The sequence below is a fragment of the Wolbachia endosymbiont (group A) of Tromatobia lineatoria genome (assembly GCF_964028565.1).
Taxonomy (GTDB): domain Bacteria; phylum Pseudomonadota; class Alphaproteobacteria; order Rickettsiales; family Anaplasmataceae; genus Wolbachia; species Wolbachia pipientis.
This window is the reverse complement of the sequence record NZ_OZ034791.1, coordinates 817,140-835,467: the sequence shown is the minus strand read 5'-3', so window position 1 is coordinate 835,467 and position 18,328 is coordinate 817,140. Positions and strand designations below refer to the sequence as shown.

General features: G+C 34.6%; 16 protein-coding genes and 1 tRNA gene. 15 read left to right on the top strand and 2 right to left on the bottom strand.

All coding sequences use genetic code 11. From position 1 onward, the window contains the following. Positions 1-29 precede the first annotated feature (29 nt). From ABWU48_RS04360 to uvrC, 7 genes are all read left to right on the top strand, one after another. Entirely contained in the window at positions 30-560 is a 531-nt protein-coding gene (locus tag ABWU48_RS04360; RefSeq protein ID WP_264329784.1) for a hypothetical protein, read from the top strand. After that, positions 544-1,569 carry an NADH-quinone oxidoreductase subunit NuoH gene (nuoH, locus tag ABWU48_RS04355; RefSeq protein WP_209473210.1) on the top strand — a complete coding sequence of 342 codons (1,026 nt, stop codon included), beginning with the start codon at positions 544-546 and terminating at the stop codon, positions 1,567-1,569. The genes ABWU48_RS04360 and nuoH overlap by 17 nt, the downstream gene beginning before the upstream one ends. After that, on the top strand, positions 1,562-2,557 hold the full coding sequence (gene hemB / locus ABWU48_RS04350) for a porphobilinogen synthase (RefSeq protein ID WP_353288282.1): 996 nt from the start codon (positions 1,562-1,564) through the stop codon (positions 2,555-2,557). The genes nuoH and hemB overlap by 8 nt, the downstream gene beginning before the upstream one ends. 146 nt (positions 2,558-2,703) lie before the next feature. Then, a complete protein-coding gene (locus ABWU48_RS04345; protein ID WP_353288281.1) occupies positions 2,704-3,462 on the top strand; it encodes a phosphatidylglycerophosphatase in 759 nt (252 codons plus the stop codon). Between the two features lie 44 nt (positions 3,463-3,506). Then, positions 3,507-4,346 (top strand): glycine--tRNA ligase subunit alpha, encoded by an 840-nt coding sequence (locus tag ABWU48_RS04340; protein ID WP_209473214.1) that lies wholly within the window; start codon positions 3,507-3,509, stop codon positions 4,344-4,346. Between the two features lie 3 nt (positions 4,347-4,349). Then, on the top strand, positions 4,350-6,467 hold the full coding sequence (gene glyS / locus ABWU48_RS04335; protein WP_264374139.1) for a glycine--tRNA ligase subunit beta: 2,118 nt from the start codon (positions 4,350-4,352) through the stop codon (positions 6,465-6,467). Further along, complete coding sequence (uvrC, locus tag ABWU48_RS04330) at positions 6,451-8,268, top strand: excinuclease ABC subunit UvrC (RefSeq protein WP_353288280.1); 1,818 nt, start codon at positions 6,451-6,453, stop codon at positions 8,266-8,268. Before glyS ends, uvrC begins: the two co-directional genes overlap by 17 nt. Before the next feature lie 101 nt (positions 8,269-8,369). Here uvrC and ABWU48_RS04325 read toward each other — a convergent pair. After that, positions 8,370-8,446, bottom strand: a tRNA-Arg gene (locus ABWU48_RS04325). Between the two features lie 147 nt (positions 8,447-8,593). Here ABWU48_RS04325 and ABWU48_RS04320 point away from each other — a divergent pair. The 6 genes from ABWU48_RS04320 to ABWU48_RS04295 all read left to right on the top strand — a co-directional run bounded on the left by ABWU48_RS04320 (position 8,594) and on the right by ABWU48_RS04295 (position 13,025). Continuing rightward, on the top strand, positions 8,594-9,367 hold the full coding sequence (locus tag ABWU48_RS04320) for an ABC transporter ATP-binding protein (RefSeq protein ID WP_006280146.1): 774 nt from the start codon (positions 8,594-8,596) through the stop codon (positions 9,365-9,367). 128 nt (positions 9,368-9,495) lie between these two features. After that, entirely contained in the window at positions 9,496-9,663 is a 168-nt protein-coding gene (locus tag ABWU48_RS04315; RefSeq protein ID WP_006013840.1) for a twin-arginine translocase TatA/TatE family subunit, read from the top strand. Positions 9,664-9,829: 166 nt separating this feature from the next. Next, the gene (locus tag ABWU48_RS04310; protein WP_010962397.1) at positions 9,830-10,486 is read left to right on the top strand and encodes an exopolysaccharide biosynthesis protein; all 657 of its coding nucleotides are present in this window, start codon (positions 9,830-9,832) and stop codon (positions 10,484-10,486) included. Between the two features lie 90 nt (positions 10,487-10,576). Next, the gene (locus ABWU48_RS04305; protein WP_209473222.1) at positions 10,577-11,233 is read left to right on the top strand and encodes an exopolysaccharide biosynthesis protein; all 657 of its coding nucleotides are present in this window, start codon (positions 10,577-10,579) and stop codon (positions 11,231-11,233) included. Then, on the top strand, positions 11,226-12,599 hold the full coding sequence (cysS, locus tag ABWU48_RS04300; RefSeq protein WP_209473224.1) for a cysteine--tRNA ligase: 1,374 nt from the start codon (positions 11,226-11,228) through the stop codon (positions 12,597-12,599). The genes ABWU48_RS04305 and cysS overlap by 8 nt, the downstream gene beginning before the upstream one ends. A gap of 6 nt (positions 12,600-12,605) precedes the next feature. Then, on the top strand, positions 12,606-13,025 hold the full coding sequence (locus ABWU48_RS04295; RefSeq protein WP_209473226.1) for a DedA family protein: 420 nt from the start codon (positions 12,606-12,608) through the stop codon (positions 13,023-13,025). Between the two features lie 133 nt (positions 13,026-13,158). On the opposite strand, the gene ABWU48_RS04290 is transcribed toward ABWU48_RS04295, so the two are convergent. Beyond that, positions 13,159-15,618, bottom strand: a complete 2,460-nt coding sequence (locus tag ABWU48_RS04290) for an ankyrin repeat domain-containing protein (RefSeq protein ID WP_353288279.1) — start codon at positions 15,616-15,618, stop codon at positions 13,159-13,161. 139 nt (positions 15,619-15,757) lie between these two features. Here ABWU48_RS04290 and ABWU48_RS04285 point away from each other — a divergent pair. Together ABWU48_RS04285 and ABWU48_RS04280 are read left to right on the top strand one after the other, a co-directional pair. Beyond that, positions 15,758-16,590, top strand: a protein-coding gene (locus tag ABWU48_RS04285; RefSeq protein WP_209472412.1) for an IS5-like element ISWpi1 family transposase whose coding sequence is annotated in 2 segments (ribosomal slippage) — positions 15,758-16,127 and positions 16,127-16,590 — 834 coding nt in all. Because the reading frame shifts where the segments join, the coding sequence is not laid out codon by codon here. Then, positions 16,587-17,963: a hypothetical protein gene (locus tag ABWU48_RS04280; protein ID WP_353288278.1), complete on the top strand. Its 1,377-nt coding sequence runs from the start codon at positions 16,587-16,589 to the stop codon at positions 17,961-17,963. The genes ABWU48_RS04285 and ABWU48_RS04280 overlap by 4 nt, the downstream gene beginning before the upstream one ends. The last annotated feature ends 365 nt before the right edge of the window (positions 17,964-18,328 follow it).

The following is an 18,328-nucleotide window of genomic DNA, read 5'->3' as shown; positions in this document are numbered from 1 at the left end:
ACTTTGAGCATAAAGCCAATTTAGTAATAATGAACAAGGATCCAATTTTAGAATGTAAGCCTTATACGTTGCTACAATTGCGCGCTGATATTGTAACATTATTTGTTCATGTACTGATATTGGCAGGTGGTATATTTCCTGGAGTTATTAAAGATGGATGGAGTTATTTTCCGTTAATAATAATCATGATTTTTTTACTTTCATTCATATTAGGTGATGATGTTAAAATTAAAGATACTAGTTCATGGAATATGTTTAACCTTTTTAGGCAAATTATTGTGGCAGCTGTATGTGGTGCTACAGCTGGTATAGTTTCACGCGGGGTGTATGATAGTTCTAGATTATCAATAATTATAATTGTTATTATTATGTCATTTATATTGTTCAGTTGGTACGTATCGCGCTACTACGCTAAATCGGAAAATGGTAGGTTGCGGAATATGGTTGCTGCTCTTACTCTAATAACATCATCTGCTTTATCTACTGCGCTTGCTATATTCTTCATTTTGGCGATTATGAATTACTTTTTTGGTTTAGAGTTGTATGCCTTTAATATTTAAAATTATTTTTCTTCTCATTCCACTTTTGCTTTCAGTAGCATATTTGGTGTACTTTGAACGTAAAGTTATTGGTGCAATTCAACTAAGGCACGGCCCGAGTGTAGTTGGACCTTTTGGGCTATTGCAGCCATTTGCAGATGCTATTAAGCTCCTGATTAAGGAGCCGATAATACCATTTAGAGCGAGCACCATACTGTTCATTATGGCTCCAATGCTTACCTTTATCTTGGCATTAATTGCCTGGGCAGTTATACCGTTTGGTGCTGAAGTAATTGTAGAAAATGGCCAGCAAGTAGTTATTCCTAAGGTTATAGCAAATATTAATGTTGGAGTGCTTTATGTGCTAGCTATATCGTCGCTGGGAGTATACGGCGTAATTATTGCAGGCTGGTCAAGCAATTCTAATTATGCATTTCTTGGCGCTATACGGTCGGCTGCTCAGATGATTTCATATGAAGTTTCAATAGGCTTAATAGTTGCTACAGTTGTTGTTACGACTGGCACGTTGAACCTCGGAGAGATGGTGGTAGCGAAACACAATATGCCATTTTGGGTTGATTTGCTACTAATGCCTATAGGAATAATATTTTTTATTTCTTTGCTTGCAGAAACTAATCGTCACCCATTTGATTTACCAGAAGCTGAAGCAGAGCTTGTCTCTGGATATAACGTTGAATATTCATCCATGCCTTTCGCTCTCTTTTTCTTGGGAGAATATGCAAACATGATTTTAGCAAGTGCTATGATGACAATATTCTTTCTAGGAGGGTGGTATCCTCCGTTAGAACTTGGTTTGCTTTATAAAATTCCAGGTTTAATTTGGTTCGTTTTGAAGATAATTATACTTTTATTCGTATTTATTTGGATTAGAGCAACAATACCTCGTTATCGATATGATCAGCTAATGCGCCTTGGTTGGAAAGTGTTTCTGCCAATATCGGTGCTTTGGGTGGTACTCATTTCAGGAGTGTTGCTCTTTACTGGGAATTTACCTGGATCCAATGTTTAATTTTCCAAATACAAGATTAAGACGCAGGCGCTCGAGCAAATGGGTTCGCAATTTAACAAGTGAAAATAGCTTATCAGTAAATGATTTAGTTTTTCCTCTATTTGTTCACGACAGAGAAGAAACAACTGAACCAATTTCTGGCTTACCAGGCGTAAAGTGTTATTCAATAGATGGATTAGTGTCTATAGTTAAGGAAGCTAAAGATTTAGGAATTAATGCTGTTGCAATTTTTCCTGTAGTTGATAGTAAACTAAAATCTGAAAACGCTGAAGAAGCATATAATTCTGACAACTTAATCTGCAGAGCAATTTGTGCTGTAAAATTAAAGGTACCTGAAATTGGTATTATTGCAGACGTTGCACTGGATCCATACACTATTCATGTCCATGACGGCATTTTAAAAGATAATCAGATGGATGTAGAAAACGATGAAACTATATCAGTACTGTGTAAGCAAGCACTTGCTTTAGCGAAGGCAGGATGTGATATAGTTGCTCCTTCTGATATGATGGATGGTAGAGTAGGAAGAATCAGAAAATCATTAGATGATAACAACTTTCAAGACGTATTAATATTATCTTATGCAGTGAAATACTGCTCTAGCTTCTATGCTCCATTCAGGCAAGTCGTTGGTTCATGTGGGCTATCACATTCTATAGACAAAAGTGGTTATCAAATGGATTATAAAAATGCGCGCGAAGCAATGTGCGAAATTGAAATGGATATAAATGAAGGTGCAGACTTTATTATGATTAAACCAGGTATGCCATATTTAGATATTATCAAAACAGCAAGTGATAAGTTTAATTTTCCGATTTTTGCTTACCAAGTAAGCGGTGAGTACGCAATGATAAAAGCTGCTGCAAATAATGGCTGGCTAGATTATGACAAGGTGATTTATGAATCTTTGATTGGTTTCAAACGTGCGGGTGCAAGTGCAATATTCACTTACGCTGCACTTGATATTGCAAAAAATTTAAGTGCATAAGCCCTATAAAATTATTAAATTTTTGGCGCACGTTCTTCTACTGTTGCTGCATATTACTTAAAGTTTTCCAATACATGTTTTAAGTTGTTGATAAGTCCGTTACAATACAGTATTATAAATAATATAAACCAAGTGTTACTTAGAACATGGGGATTTTTTTTAAATTTTTGGGAAAGATGCTAGGCAAGGTTTTTCCTGCTAAAACAGTAAGCTCTCTTTTAGGAATAGGATATTTACCAAGTTGGCAGAACTATTGGTCTTCTTTTTTAATATTATTTATTGTCGATGTTATATTAATTCTTACATATGGAGGCGAATACTTACTATATAAAATGCCAGACTCAGGAATAGTTGTAGCTGCTGTTTTTACAAAATTGGCAATAGTTATGTTAGTAATGCAATTAATTGGAATATTTATTTTTCATGCTCAAGACCCTTCAGCAAACAGTGGTGAAGAAATAGTAATACAAATAGCGTCAGGGCAAGTACTGACTGTAGCACTTTCAATGCCGGCAATGATGTCGATTTATTATGCTGTAAGTAAACTCTATGGGAATATATGTAAGCAGATGTTTCAATGCCCATTTTGGTTTAATGATTTTATGCACTTTTTCTTTTTTCTTATGATACCTTACGTATTTTTTAATGTCGTAGAAGTGATAAAACCATGGCCAATAAGTTCAATACAGCTCAGCTATAATAATGCAATGTCAATTACATTTGAGGGGATTTTTTACACATTTTATGCGGTGATTTTACTGTATTTAACAGCATTTATATTCTGCGATTTAACTATGCATGATGCAATTGTCCTAAATAAAAGCATAATTCAGTATGTGAGGGAAAGTTCAGCAGTTTTAGGTGATTATTTACATGATACTGTTAAAAAAATAGGTATTGAATAGTACTTATTTATTTATATATTTAGTATAAAAAGTGTACAATTTGTGTGAACTTACAAAGTATAATAAAAGAGTTACAAGATTTTTGGGCTAGTGAAGGATGTGTTATACTTCACCCATACACATCTGAAGTTGGTGCTGGCACATTACATCCTGCAACAATTATGTCTGCAATTGATACAAAACCGGCAAAAATTGCATATCTACAACCAGTAATTAGGCCAGCAGATGGGCGCTATAGTGATAATCCTAATCGTTTGTATCAACATCACCAATATCAAGTTATAATAAAGCCATCTGGTAATAATTTACAAGACGTCTATTTAGATAGCTTAAAAGTTCTTGGCATATCTACAGAAAAATATGATATTAAGTTTGTTGAAGATGATTGGGAAAATCCAAGTGTTGGTGCATCAGGACTTGGTTGGGAAGTTACATGCAATGGAATGGAAGTAACACAGCTTACTTATATACAGCAAGTTGGAGGGATTGACTGCAAGATGATTCCTGGTGAGGTGGCATATGGGTTGGAACGTTTAGCAATGTGCATACAAGGTGTAGATAATGTTTACGATATAATTTGGAACGATAACGGTGTAACTTACGGAAATATTTTTAAACAAAGAGAATATGAATTTTCTTATCTAGCGTTAGACTATTATGATACTAAAGTGGTACAGCAGCAATTCGAAGATACGGAAAAATTGTGTAAGTTCCTTATTGAAAAGGAGCTACCAATGGCAGCCTATGACCAATGTATTAAAACTAGTCACCTACTTAATCTGCTTGATGCAAGAGGTGTGCTTGGTGTGAATGAACGTACAGCTTATATTGGTAAAGTTAGAGAGCTAACAAAAAAATGTTGTGAATTGTACATGAGTAAATAGCGTATGTCGTTGCAGTTATTATTTGAGTGCCTTTCAGAAGAAATACCACCGAGAATGCAGAATGTAGCTGCAACTCAAGTTAAGAGCTGTATTGCCAATGTTTTTAACAAAAATAATGTAAAATTTACATCAATGGAGGTTTTTGTAACGGCACGTCGCATTACCCTATTTGTCGACAACATAAATGCTTTGGAGCTAAAGGATTCCAATAACGAAGTTAAGGGACCAAACATTAACGCACCAAAAAGTGCTATCGAAGGTTTTTTAAGAAAATATCAGAAAAATGAAGAAGATTTGCTCGTTCGAAAAGTAAATAATGAGGATTTTTACTTCATTAAAAGAGAAAGCTGCTCATTTAACATTCAAGAGTTTCTTAAAAATCAACTAGGAGAAATATTAAAAAATTTCTCTTGGCCAAAAAGTATGAGATGGGGCAAAGGAAAAGAAAGGTGGGTTAGGCCAATTAAAAACATTTTATGCATTTTAAATGATGAAATAATACCTGTATCTTTTGCAGGGATTACAGCATCTAACACAACATATGGCCATCGATTTCTCTCAAGTGGTACGGCGCTTACTGTTAAAACACCTAAAGACTATTTTGAATTGCTAGAAAAAAACAGTGTAATTCTCCAAATGGACAAAAGAAAGCAATTTATACTAGATCAGATTAATAAATTCACAAAAGAGCAGAATTTACAACTTGAGAAAAATGATTATTTACTAAATGAATTGACAGGGCTTATAGAGTGGCCAATCGTACTGTTTGGTGAAGTGAATCAAGAAAAGTCATTTGGATTACCGAAGGAAGTAATACTTAGTATAGTTAATACACAACAAAAATACCTTGCTTTAAGTAATGGAAAGAGAATTTCACACTTTGTCACTGTTGTCAACGTCAACAATGGTGAAGTTGTTAAAGGACACGAAAGAATATTAGAAGCACGTCTTGCTGATGCCCAATTTTTAATATCTCAAGATAAAAAGGAAAATCTAGATTATTATGTCAAAAGATTAGGTTCAATATTATTTCATGCTTCACTTGGCAGCGTGGGGGAAAAGGTGAAGCGTATTACGGCTTTGTCAAAGTATATAGCTATATTTATTCCACATGCTTCGCTGATAAAAGTTGAACGTGCTGCATATTTGGCAAAAGCTGATTTGGCAACATCGATAGTAAGAGAGTTTCCAGAATTACAAGGAGTAATGGGTGGATATTATGCTTCTTATTTTCAAGAAGATAGAGAAATAGTGGAAGCTATAACTGAGCATTATAAGCCAATCGGGCCAGAGCAGGAGTGTCCTAAATCTCCTTCTGCAATTGCTGTGTCAATTGCAGACAAAGTGGATAGCTTAGTTGGTTTAATTGCAGCAGGTGAGAAAATCTCTGGTTCGTATGATCAATTTGGTTTGCGGAGAATGACAATTGGTATAATTAGGACAATACTTGAAAATAATTTGCATGTTCCAATTAGGCTAATGATAGACAAGTCAGTATCTTTATATTCAAGGCTTCTATTTAATAAAAATACAGCGTCAGTTGATAAGCCGAATAGAAAACAAATTTCAGAACTAGTATTTAGATTTTGCTTAGAAAGATTCAAGGTTATTTTAAAAAATAGAGATATAAGGCAAGATGTTGTAGATTCAATACTATATAAAATCGATATTAATGATCTGCTGACAGCAGAAAAGCAAACTGTTATATTGGATCGTTATCTTAGTACTCCAGAAGGTGAACAAATTCTAAGCACTTACAAAAGAGTCAGTAACATGATGAGCAAAGCAAGGAAAAGTGATGGCACTACTTATAGTGCATCTTACGGTAAGAGGTTTTTGATTGAAAGTGAAGAAATTGCGCTATCAAATTGTGCTATAACTGCTTGTAAAAACATAAAACAAGCGATAAAAAATAACCACTTTAATGTAGCACTTGATGAACTTGCTGGTTTTGCTCCGTTTATCAATCAGTTTATGGACAGTATAAAGATTAACTGTGATTCTGATAAGCTGAGAAGAAACAGATTATCTTTGCTTGAAAATGTAGTTTCCATCTTTCATTTAGTAGCAGATTTTAACCTCATACAGGTTAAACAATGGATAAATGCTCAGGCAATATAAAGAACAAATCAAATCATCTCCACAATCCTGTGGCGTGTATAAGATGGTTGGAGATAAGAATAAAGTTTTATATGTTGGAAAAGCAAAAAACTTAAAGTCAAGGTTATCCGACTACCTTCAATTCGAAAACCTTTCTGAACGAATTAGAGTTATGCTCTTACAGGTTATTAAGGTTGAAATATTCATCACTGAGAATGAAATCGAAGCACTGCTTCTTGAAGCACAGCTAATAAAATCATTGAAACCACTTTATAATATTGTGCTCAAGGATGGAAAATTTTATCCTTATATAACAATTTCCAAGCACGATTATCCAAGAATAGCAAAATATAGAGGCAAATTTAAGAAAAATGAGTTTCATTATTATGGTCCCTTTACATCTGCCGCTGCTGTTAAGCAAACTATATTGTCATTGCAAAAAGCTTTTCTCCTAAGAGTATGTTCAGATCAATACTTTTCCTCAACAAAAAGACCATGTATTGAATATCAAATTAAGCGCTGCTCAGCACCATGCATAAACAAAATCACAAAAGACGACTACTGCCAATCAGTAAAACAGGCACGAAATACATTGCTTGGAAGAAATAAGGAAGTGAAAGAACAGTTACTTTTCACAATGAGAAAGTGCAGCAGTGAAGAAAACTATGAGCTTGCTGCTATATATAGAGATCGGGTAAAGTTTCTTGAGCAAATTCAAATACAGCACACGGATTTTTCTTTTGAAAAAGATGCAGATTTCTTCAGTATTGTACGTGAAGAGGATCTAGCATGTATTAGTGTGTTATCGTTCAGAAATAAAGACAACTACGGCAGCACTCCTTACTTTGCCGAGAACTGTGGTGATCACTCAAATGATGAAATTTTATCCACCTTTTTGGTCAATTTTTATAATTCAGCTAACATACCTCCAATACAAATTTACGTTCCAGATTCTATTGTGGATAAGGAAATTATAGAACAAGCACTATATAAGGTTGCTCAAAAGCCAGTAAAAGTTCTGCATGCAAAGAATAAAAAAGAGCGTGATTTATTGAAATTTGTTTATGATAACTCTCAGCATAGCTTAGAGCAGAAGCTTATCGATTATAGAAATAACCTAGAAAAGCTTGAGGAGCTTAGCAAAATCTTCTTGTTACCAAATATTCCAAAGCGTATTGAGGTTTATGACAATAGCCATATATTTGGAAACCAACAAATTGGTGTAATGGTTGTTGCAGGGCAGGAGGGTTTTTTAAAAAGTGAGTACAGAAAATTTACTATAAAGGAAAAATTTTCAGGCGATGACTATAAAATGATGAGGGAAGTGCTAACCAGACGTTTCTCCGGCAATATAAAAGGCATAATACCTGATTTTTTACTGATTGATGGTGGACCAGGACATGTTTCCATAGTACAGAATGTACTGGAAGTATTGAATATAAACGTTCCTTTTGCTTGTATGGCAAAAGGTCCTGATCGTAACGCAGGAAATGAAAGATTTTATATGCTGGGCAGGGAAGAATTCAGTCTGGCAAATGACAGCAAAGTCATGCTTTACTTACAATTGCTGCGTAATGAAGCCCACCGTTTTGCGATAACTTCACATAGAAAAAAACGCGATAAACAGTTTATAGTTTCACAATTAAGCAAAATACCCGGCATTGGCAACAAAAGAAAAAAAGCGTTGATGTCTTATTTTGGTTCAGTGAAAAATATAAGCAAAGCTTCTCTGGCTGAAATTCAAAACATACCTGGAATTAGTAAAGGTTTAGCAGAAGTTATTCTTAAACACGTAAATTATAAGAGAGGAGTACTGGAATGACACAAAACCCGTTTTATTATTAGGGAATTTATATCTTAAAACCGCAAAAAAAGGTGTGCGTATTTGTGAAAAAAAATCTCCATAAAATTTGTGAAGCAATGTGGTGGGACTAGTGCGATTCGAACGCACGACCTTCAGATTAGGAGTCCAACGCTCTATCCTGCTGAGCTATAGTCCCGTATTTCCTACCATTCATGTAAAATTATAGCAAAAAATCCTTTCTTTTCTAGATTTCTTGCATAACCAATTTATGACGACAAAAAACATTTCTGTACTTCTTGAGTATAATGCTATTATATTTAATAACATGGTTTAAGTAAGATTAATGCTAGTTAACAATATTGGTTATTTCTATAACAATCAAAACGACTTTGCTTTAAGCAATATAAACATTAAAGTAAAGAAAGGAAATGTTGCATGTTTATTGGGGCATTCTGGCTGTGGCAAGTCAACAATTTTGAAATTAATTGCGGGGATAGAAAATCCAAAATCTGGAACTATTTTTATAAATGATAGGTTAGTTGCAAGTAATAAGGCATCAGTCGCTATAGAGCATAGAAATATCGGATTGATTTTTCAGCATTCTGCATTATTTCCTCATAAAACAGTAGTAGAAAATATAACCTTTGCTATCCGCAGCTCTTCCAAGAGAGAAAAGCACCTAATTGCATTGGAAATCTTGAAGTTACTCAATATAGAAAAATATGAAAATATGTACCCTAACGCCTTATCTGGAGGACAGCAACAATTAGTTGCAATAGCAAGAGTGATGGCACAAAACCCTGATGTTGTGTTGTTAGATGAACCATTTTCTAATTTAGATATACTGCTCAAGTGCCGAATAAGACAACATATATTGTCCCTTTTTAGAAGTAAAAATATCCCTGTGCTAATGGTAACTCATGACCCGCAAGAAGCATTGAAAGTTGCAGATTTTATCTACGTAATGAAAAATGGTAAAATTATTCAATCAGGAGTTTCTAGCGATATATACCATAAGCCTAAAGATGATACGCTAGCAAAGTTTTTTAGTGAGCTCTCTTCTACTCTACAGTTAAGCGAAAAGTTTCCACTTATTCGCTGCAAGAAAATAATCTAGTTTGGGATTGTTATAAAATAATTAAAAAACCTTGATTTATAATTAAATAAAGGTGATATAATCTATGTGTTACTTGACTTCAGTCAAGTTTTAATATTTCAAGGTCAATATTTTAAATGGAGGTGAAAATGAGTTTAGGACCATGGCAATTGTTTCTAGTCTTAATAATAATTTTAGTTCTGTTTGGTGCAGGCAGATTACCGCAAGTTATGGGTGATTTAGGAAAAGGCATCAAAAACCTTAAACAGGAGCTTAAGGACTCAGAAAAATTATCGTCTAATGAACCAGATCGTTAGCGTCCTCATACTTCGTGACATGCACCTTAGTGCATGTCATCTGTTTAAAAACTTAGTCAGGTTAAAGAATGAAAGAGATGAAGTGTTGGTATGAAATAAATAACAAATATTGAAATACAGCAACAACTATGTTAGCTTAAGAGGAATATTTTATTAAAGGATAATTGTGCAAAAAAGTGAGAAACTAACTAAAGATAAAAAACTAGCTTCTGATATTCTAAAAGAGGTTGCAGATACCAATAACAATGATAGCAATAAAGTAACTTTGTTTGACATTAAAACAGCTTTGCATGAGCGCGGTTTTGGTATTTTAATAATCATCTTCTCCTTGCCGCTATCGGTGCCTATACCGGTTCCACCTGGTTATACAACTATTCTTTCTATACCTTTAATCTTATTCTCACTGCAGCTTCTATTTGGATTTGATTCTCCTTGGATGCCCAGTTGGCTAGAAAGAAGATCTTTTCAGCGTTCAACACTAGCTCTTGTGGTAGAGAAAACTTCCCCTGTATTAGAAAAAATAGAAAAATTCATGAAGCCAAGACTGTCTTTCATTTTCTATGGGCCTGGTGAGAAGATTCTGGCTTTTATGATGTTGCTTTGTGCAATAATAATAGCTCTTCCATTACCTTTTACTCACTTCCTTCCTGCAATTGGCACAACTCTTATTTCACTTAGCATTATGAGTAAAGACGGGTTTCTATCCATATTGGGAGTTTTAGTATCATTGTGCGCGTTGTTGCTTACTCTTGTTGTAATAGTCAAAGGACCACAACTTATAACCGGAGCACTTTCTCTTCTTAAAAGCTTTACAACACTTTAACAAAAGAACGAATTACTAGCGCAAAATGAATAATGCATATTGAAATAAAACAATAATTGTGTTAAGAATTATTTTTATCAAAGGTTTTTCGTGTCAAAAAATGATAAGTTGACTAAAAGTGATAAATTAGCTTCTGATATTCTAAAAGAAGTTGCAGATACCAATAACAATGATAGCGATAAAGTAACTTTGTTTGACATTAAAACAGCTTTGCATGAGCGTGGTTTTGGTATTTTAATAATCATCTTCTCCTTGCCGCTATCGGTGCCTATACCGGTTCCACCTGGTTATACAACTATTCTTTCTATACCTTTAATCTTATTCTCATTACAGCTTTTATTTGGATTTGATTCTCCTTGGATGCCCAGTTGGCTAGAAAGAAGATCTTTTCAGCGTTCAACACTAGCTCTTGTGGTAGAGAAAACTTCTCCAGCATTAAAAAAAATAGAAAAGTTCATGAAACCAAGAATGTCTTTTATTTTCTATGGGCCCGGTGAAAAGATTTTAGCTTTTGTAATGTTGCTTTCTGCATTATCGATAGCTCTTCCATTGCCTCTTACTAACTTCATTCCTGCAATTGGTACGACTCTTATTTCGCTTGGCATTATGAGTAAAGATGGGTTTCTATCCATATTGGGAGTTTTAATATCATTGTGTGGGCTATTGCTTACTCTTGTTGTAGTAGTCAAAGGGCCACAACTTATCATTGGGGCATTTTCTTTTCTCAAAAGCTTCGTATATGGTTAGGCTTTACAACACCTTAACAAAAAAAAAGGAGCTTTTTACACCTATCGATAAAGATCATGTGAAAATGTATGTTTGCGGACCAACAGTATATGACACAGCACATATAGGCAATGCACGGTCTGTTGTTGTGTATGATGTGTTATTTCAGCTACTTAAGTTTTGTTATGGCAAAGTTACCTATGTGCGTAACATAACCGACATTGATGATAAGATAATTAATGCAGCAAGTGAGAAAAATAGCAACATAGAAAGTATAACCACATATTACATTAAAGCTTTTCATGATGATATGGAAAGCATAAATTGTAAAAAACCAACATACGAACCAAAAGCAACGGAAAACGTAGATTATATTATAAAATTAATTGAACATTTGCTGCAATCAGGCCACGCTTATGAATCTGACAAACACGTGTATTTTAATATAGAATCTTACCATGAATATGGTGCTTTATCAGGAAAAAAAACTGATGAATTGGTTCCAGGTAGCAGAGTTGAAGTTAATGAAAATAAAAAGCACCCGGGAGATTTTGTGCTGTGGAAGCCTGCAAGTGATATTGACTACAAACTTTCAAGTTATTGGGATAGCCCATGGGGAGAGGGCAGGCCTGGATGGCATATAGAATGCTCAGCAATGTCATATGCTTACCTTGGCAAAGATTTTGATATTCATGGTGGCGGCATAGATTTACAATTTCCTCACCATGAAAATGAAATTGCACAGAGTAAGTCTGCATTTGCTGGATCAATGTTTGCAAAATACTGGATACATAACGGCTTTCTTACAGTAAATGAAGAAAAAATGAGCAAGTCCTTATTTAATATAGTCAAAGTAAGAGATTTGCTAGATAGTGGAATAAAGGGTGAAGTAATACGCTATGCACTGCTCAAAACTCACTACAGAAAACCACTTGATTGGACAGAAAACGTTATTTCTGATGCACAGGAAACCTTAAACAAATTTTATCGGTTATTACGTGGTTTAGATATAACGAATATTGATGAAAGTAACGCAGAGATTTCTAAAGATTTTATAGACGCTTTAAAAAACGACTTAAACATTCCTGAAGCTCTAGCTATATTACATGAAATGGCTGCAAAAATTAACAAAATGAGTAATGAAAGTGAAAAGCTTAAATTAACTGAGAGTTTTGTTAAGAGTGCCAGATTTATTGGTCTTCTTGAGTCAAGTTATCAAGAGTGGTTTACTGCTGGTGTGAGTCATCAAGAAATAGAAAGATTGATAGATTTAAGAAGAGCAGCAAAACAAAATAAAGATTATAATACTGCAGACAAAATAAGGGACCAGTTGAAACAAATAGGGGTTACAATTTCTGACAATGAAGATGGTACAACAACCTGGTAAATTCATATGGAAAACTACTTCCTGTTATTCACAGATAGTCTAGTATCATCATTAGTCTTACCCATACATCAAGGTTTTGTGTTCAATACCATGCTTTATTTCAGGTCGTATCACACTCCACTACTGATGTTATTTTTTGGAGTACTAGGATCAAGTCTTGGTGGAATAGTTAATTGGTACTTAGGTAAAATAACAATCTCTATACGAAAATCATACCACAAATTAGAAAACGGATATACAATGCCAAAAGTTACAAAAAATTTGCTAATTTTTGCAACTTTATTACTTTCGTGGGTGCCAGCACTTGGAAGTGTGATTCAAATTTTATCAGGTTATTTCAAGTTAAACCTTTATATTCTTGCCCCTTTAATCATTCTATCTAATTTCTTCTATTTGTTATATCTAATACTTACTTTTGGAGTATAACAGCTATAGTACTACAGTTATTAAAGCCCACTTCTGTCATCTTATGCTCTGACAGAAGCGGAGCTATAAATTAAATGCAAAATTTCTAGTAGTCATAGGATGCACCATGAGCTAAAAGTAATTCCACAAGCTCTTAGTGATTATATTTAGCAGCATAATGTAATGCTGTTCTTCCTTCATTATTTTTGGTGTTAATGTCTGCGTTGTGTTTTAGTAGCACCTTAGCTATGTCAACATTTCCCGTCATAGCAGCTAAGCACAATGTAGTGCCTCCATACCTGCTTTTAGCATTAACCTCAGCACCTTTACCAACAAGACACTTTACCGCATCCAACACTCCGCTACATACGGCTAGGTGCAACGAAGTGTCATTAGACCAACTTTTAGCATTAATCTCAGCACCTTTATTGATTAAATATCTCACTATATCCAACTGGCCGTTATAAGCAGCCCAATGTAACAAAGTCCAGTCATATCTGTTTTTAGCATTAACATCAGCACCCTTGCCAACGAAGTATTCTATCACATTTAATTTCCCATTCTGGACTGCTTTATGTAACGGAATATTGCCATCTCCATCCTCAGTATTAAGGTCAGCACCTTTACTAATAAGGTACTCTACTACATCCAATTTTCCACTGTAAGCAGCTCTATGGACAGAAGTGCAGTTATTCCCATCCCTCGCATTAACATCAGCACCCTCACTAACTAGGCACTTTGTGATATTCAATTTTCCGTGGTATGCAGCTAAGTGTAATGGAGTTCCATAATAAAGTGGCTTTGTAGCATTAGCATTAACATCAGCACCTTTGTTAATTAGGCACTTCACCACATCTAGCTCTCCAATACAAGCAGCCAGGTGTAACGGAACCCAGTCATCTTTGCTTCTAGCATTAACATCGGCACCTTTACTAATAAGATGCTCCACTACAGCTAGTACTCCACTCCTAGAAGCATAGTGCAATGGAACCCAGTCATTTTCGCTTCTAACATTAATATCAGCACCTTTACTAATAAGATACTCTACTACTCTCAAATTTCCATTATAAGAAGCGTGGTGTAACGGAGTTTGACCGAGATTGTCCTTAACATTAACAGTTTTTACCAATTCACCTGGGTAATGTCTTTCTATATGTGTTATTATTGCACTAATTGCTTCATAATCACCACTTACAGCAAGGAAGTGTAAAGGTGCACTTTTCTTTATAAAAAGCGGTTCTCCATGTACATAAGATGAGCTGAAATAAAAGTCATCAATCAATTTACCATATTTACTTGCATATCCCCAAATAGATGCAACATGAATTGTACTATCTTTTACTATATTACCACTATTTATTAATTCTAGGGCTTTTCTGAGAACTTCTTCTTCTCGGCCTTCCTTTTGTAAATTTAATTCAGTTACTTCCTGTACTAACCTATGGACATTTAATACACTTTGGTTTTGTTCACCGCCCACCATGGAATATCTCACAAGTAAACGGATGGCTAGCTTTAACTGTTTTTTCTTATAATCACTTACCGAATTTAAGAATATTTCTCTAGCGATTTTATCAGGTGCAAAATAAGCCAAAACATCTAAAATCTCTGAAGCTAACGGTCCATATTGTTCATCACTTCTTACTTTATCCATCGTAACTTCCCAAGCTGTAAAAGTTGTTTTAGTATAGTCGTTATCAATTCCTTGAAATATTTTAGACTTAAGCAACTTCTTAGCTTTCTTTTCATACTCTTTTAGGTAATCACTAATTTTAAACTCCTCTATTATTCTCTGATCTTCAATATATGATATTGCTTGTTGTATAGCTAAAGGAAAGCATTGCAACCTTCTTACCAAATTTTCTATCTCCCGATCTTGCGATTTATCTTTTTTTAGTATATTAAATCCTTTTTTAACAAACTCTATAGCGTCTCTTTGTTCCAATTCTCCTAGCTTTATAACGTCTATTCCCTTTTCCAGTTCCTGATCATGCGAGGTAATCAAAATATGAGGCTTGTTAAGATCAGGAGATAAAGAAAATGGCAAAAATTTACTTATCTTTTTGTACTCTTGAACGTTATCGAAAATGAACAGGCTCCTCCTTCTTGCGAAGAAAGCATATACTTCTCTAACAATAGTTTCTATCGTTTTGTCGTTTCCATACTTATCTTTAGAAGAAATACCTAATCTATCTCTAGCTAACCTTAAGAAAGAATCTTTCATAGCTTCAAAGTTTTCAGCGTCTATCCATATAACATTGCCGTCATAATATCTTCTATATTTACAAGCATATTTTCTAGCTAACTGGCTTTTTCCCATCCCCCCAGGACCACTAATAGACGTTATGTATGAAATTACAGCACCTTTGGGATCGCGTTGTAGCGAATCATGTAGCATTCCCAATTCCTCATCTCTTCCTGTAAATAGTCTGACTGGACCTCTTACATCAAACCAAATCGCTCCTAAAATTTCCTCTCTTATTTTTTCAAAAAACTCCTTTATTTCTTCATGTGATAGAAACTTTCCCTCTCTTGCTTTCATCCAATCCAGAACTTCTACCAGAAAGCGACTATAAACGTTCTTTTTATCGAGATTATTAAATTCTTTTCCCAACTCATTCTCAATGATTTCCGCTAGTTTTATCTCGTTAGGTTGATCTACTGCAAATACTAATTTATCAAAAAATTCCCTTAGAGGTTGTCCGGAAACAAGTAAAAGGCTATAATATCTGAAATTTTAGTACGGGGTAAAGATGAGAAAAAAGTATCCAACAGATCTAAGCGAAAGGGAATGGGCAAGAATAGAAAAACACTTCAGAGTATCATACAAGAAAGGAGGAAGGCCGCCAAAGTATAGCAAAAAAGAAATATTAGAAGCAATTTTCTATGTATTGCGTACAGGGTGTCAATGGCGGTATTTACCAAATGATTTTCCGCTATGGAAGACTGTGTATGAGCAGTTCAGGCAATGGAAGAAGCAGGGAATTTTTGAGAAAATGAATTATGAAATTACAAAATATAGTAGAAGAAAAATAGGAAGGAATGAGCAGCCGAGTGCCTGTATAGTAGATAGTCAATCTGTAAAGACTACAGAAAAGGGGGGATCAAAGGCTATGATGGAAGTAAAAAAGTAAAGGGTAGAAAAAGGCATATAATTACAGACACTCAGGGTTTTATACTAGGTTGTTACGTAGGCGCTGCTAACGAAAATGATAGAGATGGTATTAAAATAGCATTAAACAATATGAGAACAAAATATACTAAAGTTAAAAAAATGTGGGCTGACATGGGATACCAAGGAAGAAATTTAAAGAATCACATAAAGGAAGAATATGACATAGATATTGAAATTGTTAAAAGGCCTCCATGTAGATTTTGGGTGCACAAAGATACGCCACCTGAGCTACTACCAACAAGAGAACAAGGGTTTAAAGTACAGCCAAGAAGATGGGTTGTAGAAAGGACTTTTGCTTGGGTTAATAGGAATAGAAGGCTATCGAAGGAGTATGATTTACTCACAACATCCACTGAGAATTTCATATACCTAGCTATGAGTAGGGTTATGTTAAAGAGGGAATATGCTTGAATTTACTAGTTTCCGGACAACCTCTGAATGGTTTTTACAAAAATTCGAGTACCAAGGAAAGTGAAGAAAAGTTGACTCTTCTATCTCCTCAAGCAAATCTTCAATTCGATGAGACTCAGGTACAAAGTGTGCTCTCAGATTTTGAGAAATTGGAGTTTAAGGATAATAAGTGTTTTGACAAAATAGCAGACGATTATGAAAAGAAGGGGAAGAGTTCCCTCTTTAATTACGTGATATTGAATAAGCGGAAAGAAATAATCGATATATTAGATAGGAATCTTCCTCTTCTCGAAGAACAGGAGGAGTTTAGAAAGAAATATAGTCAATATGTTTTTCAAATTGACAAAGGAATGAGTTATGGAAAAGAACTTCAAGATAGACTTCAGTCTTTTAAAGATAGGGCAGAAGAAGTGTTATCAGATTTTGAAAAATTGAATTTCAATTTTAAGGATAATAAATGTCAAGATTCTTCTGATTCTGTAAATTATAATAACGGCCGGCCAGCGGATCCATTTGACAAAATAGCAAACTATTATCGACGGGAGAAGGAGAGCATTTTCCTTTTTAACTATGTGGTATTAAGTAAGCAAAGAGAAATAATGGATATATTGGATAAGAAGCTTACTTCTAAAGATCAGGAGGAGTTAAAAGAAAATTTTAAAAAGAGGTTGGGTAGATATCTTCTTCGAATTGACGAAGGAATGAATGATGCAAAAGAATTTCTAAACAAAGATGATCTAATTGGTTTCTTTGATGGATGTTATTGGCCAGACAAAAAGGCAGGACATCTTGTTAATCATTATGATAATCTTAGTATCAACATTACTAAACCTGGACAGAGTTTAGAAACTAGTCGTCTTTTTAGCGAAAAGATTAAAAGGATGGAAACAATTAAAAATGAGGTACAAAGAGTAAAAATATGCAGTAATGATAAAAGAATAGTAACAATTGAGAAGAATGAGAAACAACAGAGGAACTACTCCTTTACAAAATTTGCAATATGTGACATCGAAATTAGTTGGGGTGCAAAAGATGAATCTGGAAAAGACCTTAACTGTACTGTTGTTCTAAATATAAATTTAGGTCAAGTTAGTATTAAAAAATCAACTATTGACGGTAAAGATGTTGAACCAAAGAAAATTTTAGAGTTAGCTAAGCAAAACGAGGCTGTGCTTATAAAAGGTAAAGCTTTACATGAAGTTTTAGCAGCACATTTCATTAAGCAAACACCATGTGAGGGAAAGAAGGATATGCAATCGCACGAGAATATCGTTGTACCTGGTTCCGGTGCACCTCGCTCTACTAATGAGGAAATAACTGTAGAGCATCCGTTCGGGAAAGCGGCAAATAAAGATAATCATAGAGAAATGTGAGTTTACAACAAATGGTGCCATGAAAGTAGCTGATACATAACTGTACGAACGTTTGTTTGCGAAGAAATGTTATAGCAGGTTTTGCCTCAAACACAAAGGTGTCATTCCAGTGCTTGACACTGGAATCCAGCCCTTTTACGCAGTCCCATTAAAAACGTTGTATTTTAACGTAGGATTAGCTACTTTTATACTCACCAATTTAATCTCTAATCAAAATTCCTGGATCCCAGTGTCTGGGCACTGGGATGACATCCTCCCTAGTGGATTCAAATCACAATATTCGTATAGTAAGCACTGACCACTTTTGCTTCAATATTTGCGATGCCCCTGAACAGATACAATTATTCTATTATCAGGAGGATGCC

Bases quoted from the DNA above. Each gene is read 5' to 3' on its own strand.
- ABWU48_RS04360 (WP_264329784.1), top strand. From the start codon at position 30: ATGAACAAGGATCCAATTTTAGAATGTAAGCCTTATACGTTGCTACAA.
- nuoH (WP_209473210.1), top strand. From the start codon at position 544: ATGCCTTTAATATTTAAAATTATTTTTCTTCTCATTCCACTTTTGCTT.
- hemB (WP_353288282.1), top strand. From the start codon at position 1,562: ATGTTTAATTTTCCAAATACAAGATTAAGACGCAGGCGCTCGAGCAAA.
- ABWU48_RS04345 (WP_353288281.1), top strand. From the start codon at position 2,704: ATGGGGATTTTTTTTAAATTTTTGGGAAAGATGCTAGGCAAGGTTTTT.
- glyS (WP_264374139.1), top strand. From the start codon at position 4,350: ATGTCGTTGCAGTTATTATTTGAGTGCCTTTCAGAAGAAATACCACCG.
- uvrC (WP_353288280.1), top strand. From the start codon at position 6,451: ATGCTCAGGCAATATAAAGAACAAATCAAATCATCTCCACAATCCTGT.
- ABWU48_RS04320 (WP_006280146.1), top strand. From the start codon at position 8,594: ATGCTAGTTAACAATATTGGTTATTTCTATAACAATCAAAACGACTTT.
- ABWU48_RS04315 (WP_006013840.1), top strand. From the start codon at position 9,496: ATGAGTTTAGGACCATGGCAATTGTTTCTAGTCTTAATAATAATTTTA.
- cysS (WP_209473224.1), top strand. From the start codon at position 11,226: ATGGTTAGGCTTTACAACACCTTAACAAAAAAAAAGGAGCTTTTTACA.
- ABWU48_RS04295 (WP_209473226.1), top strand. From the start codon at position 12,606: ATGGAAAACTACTTCCTGTTATTCACAGATAGTCTAGTATCATCATTA.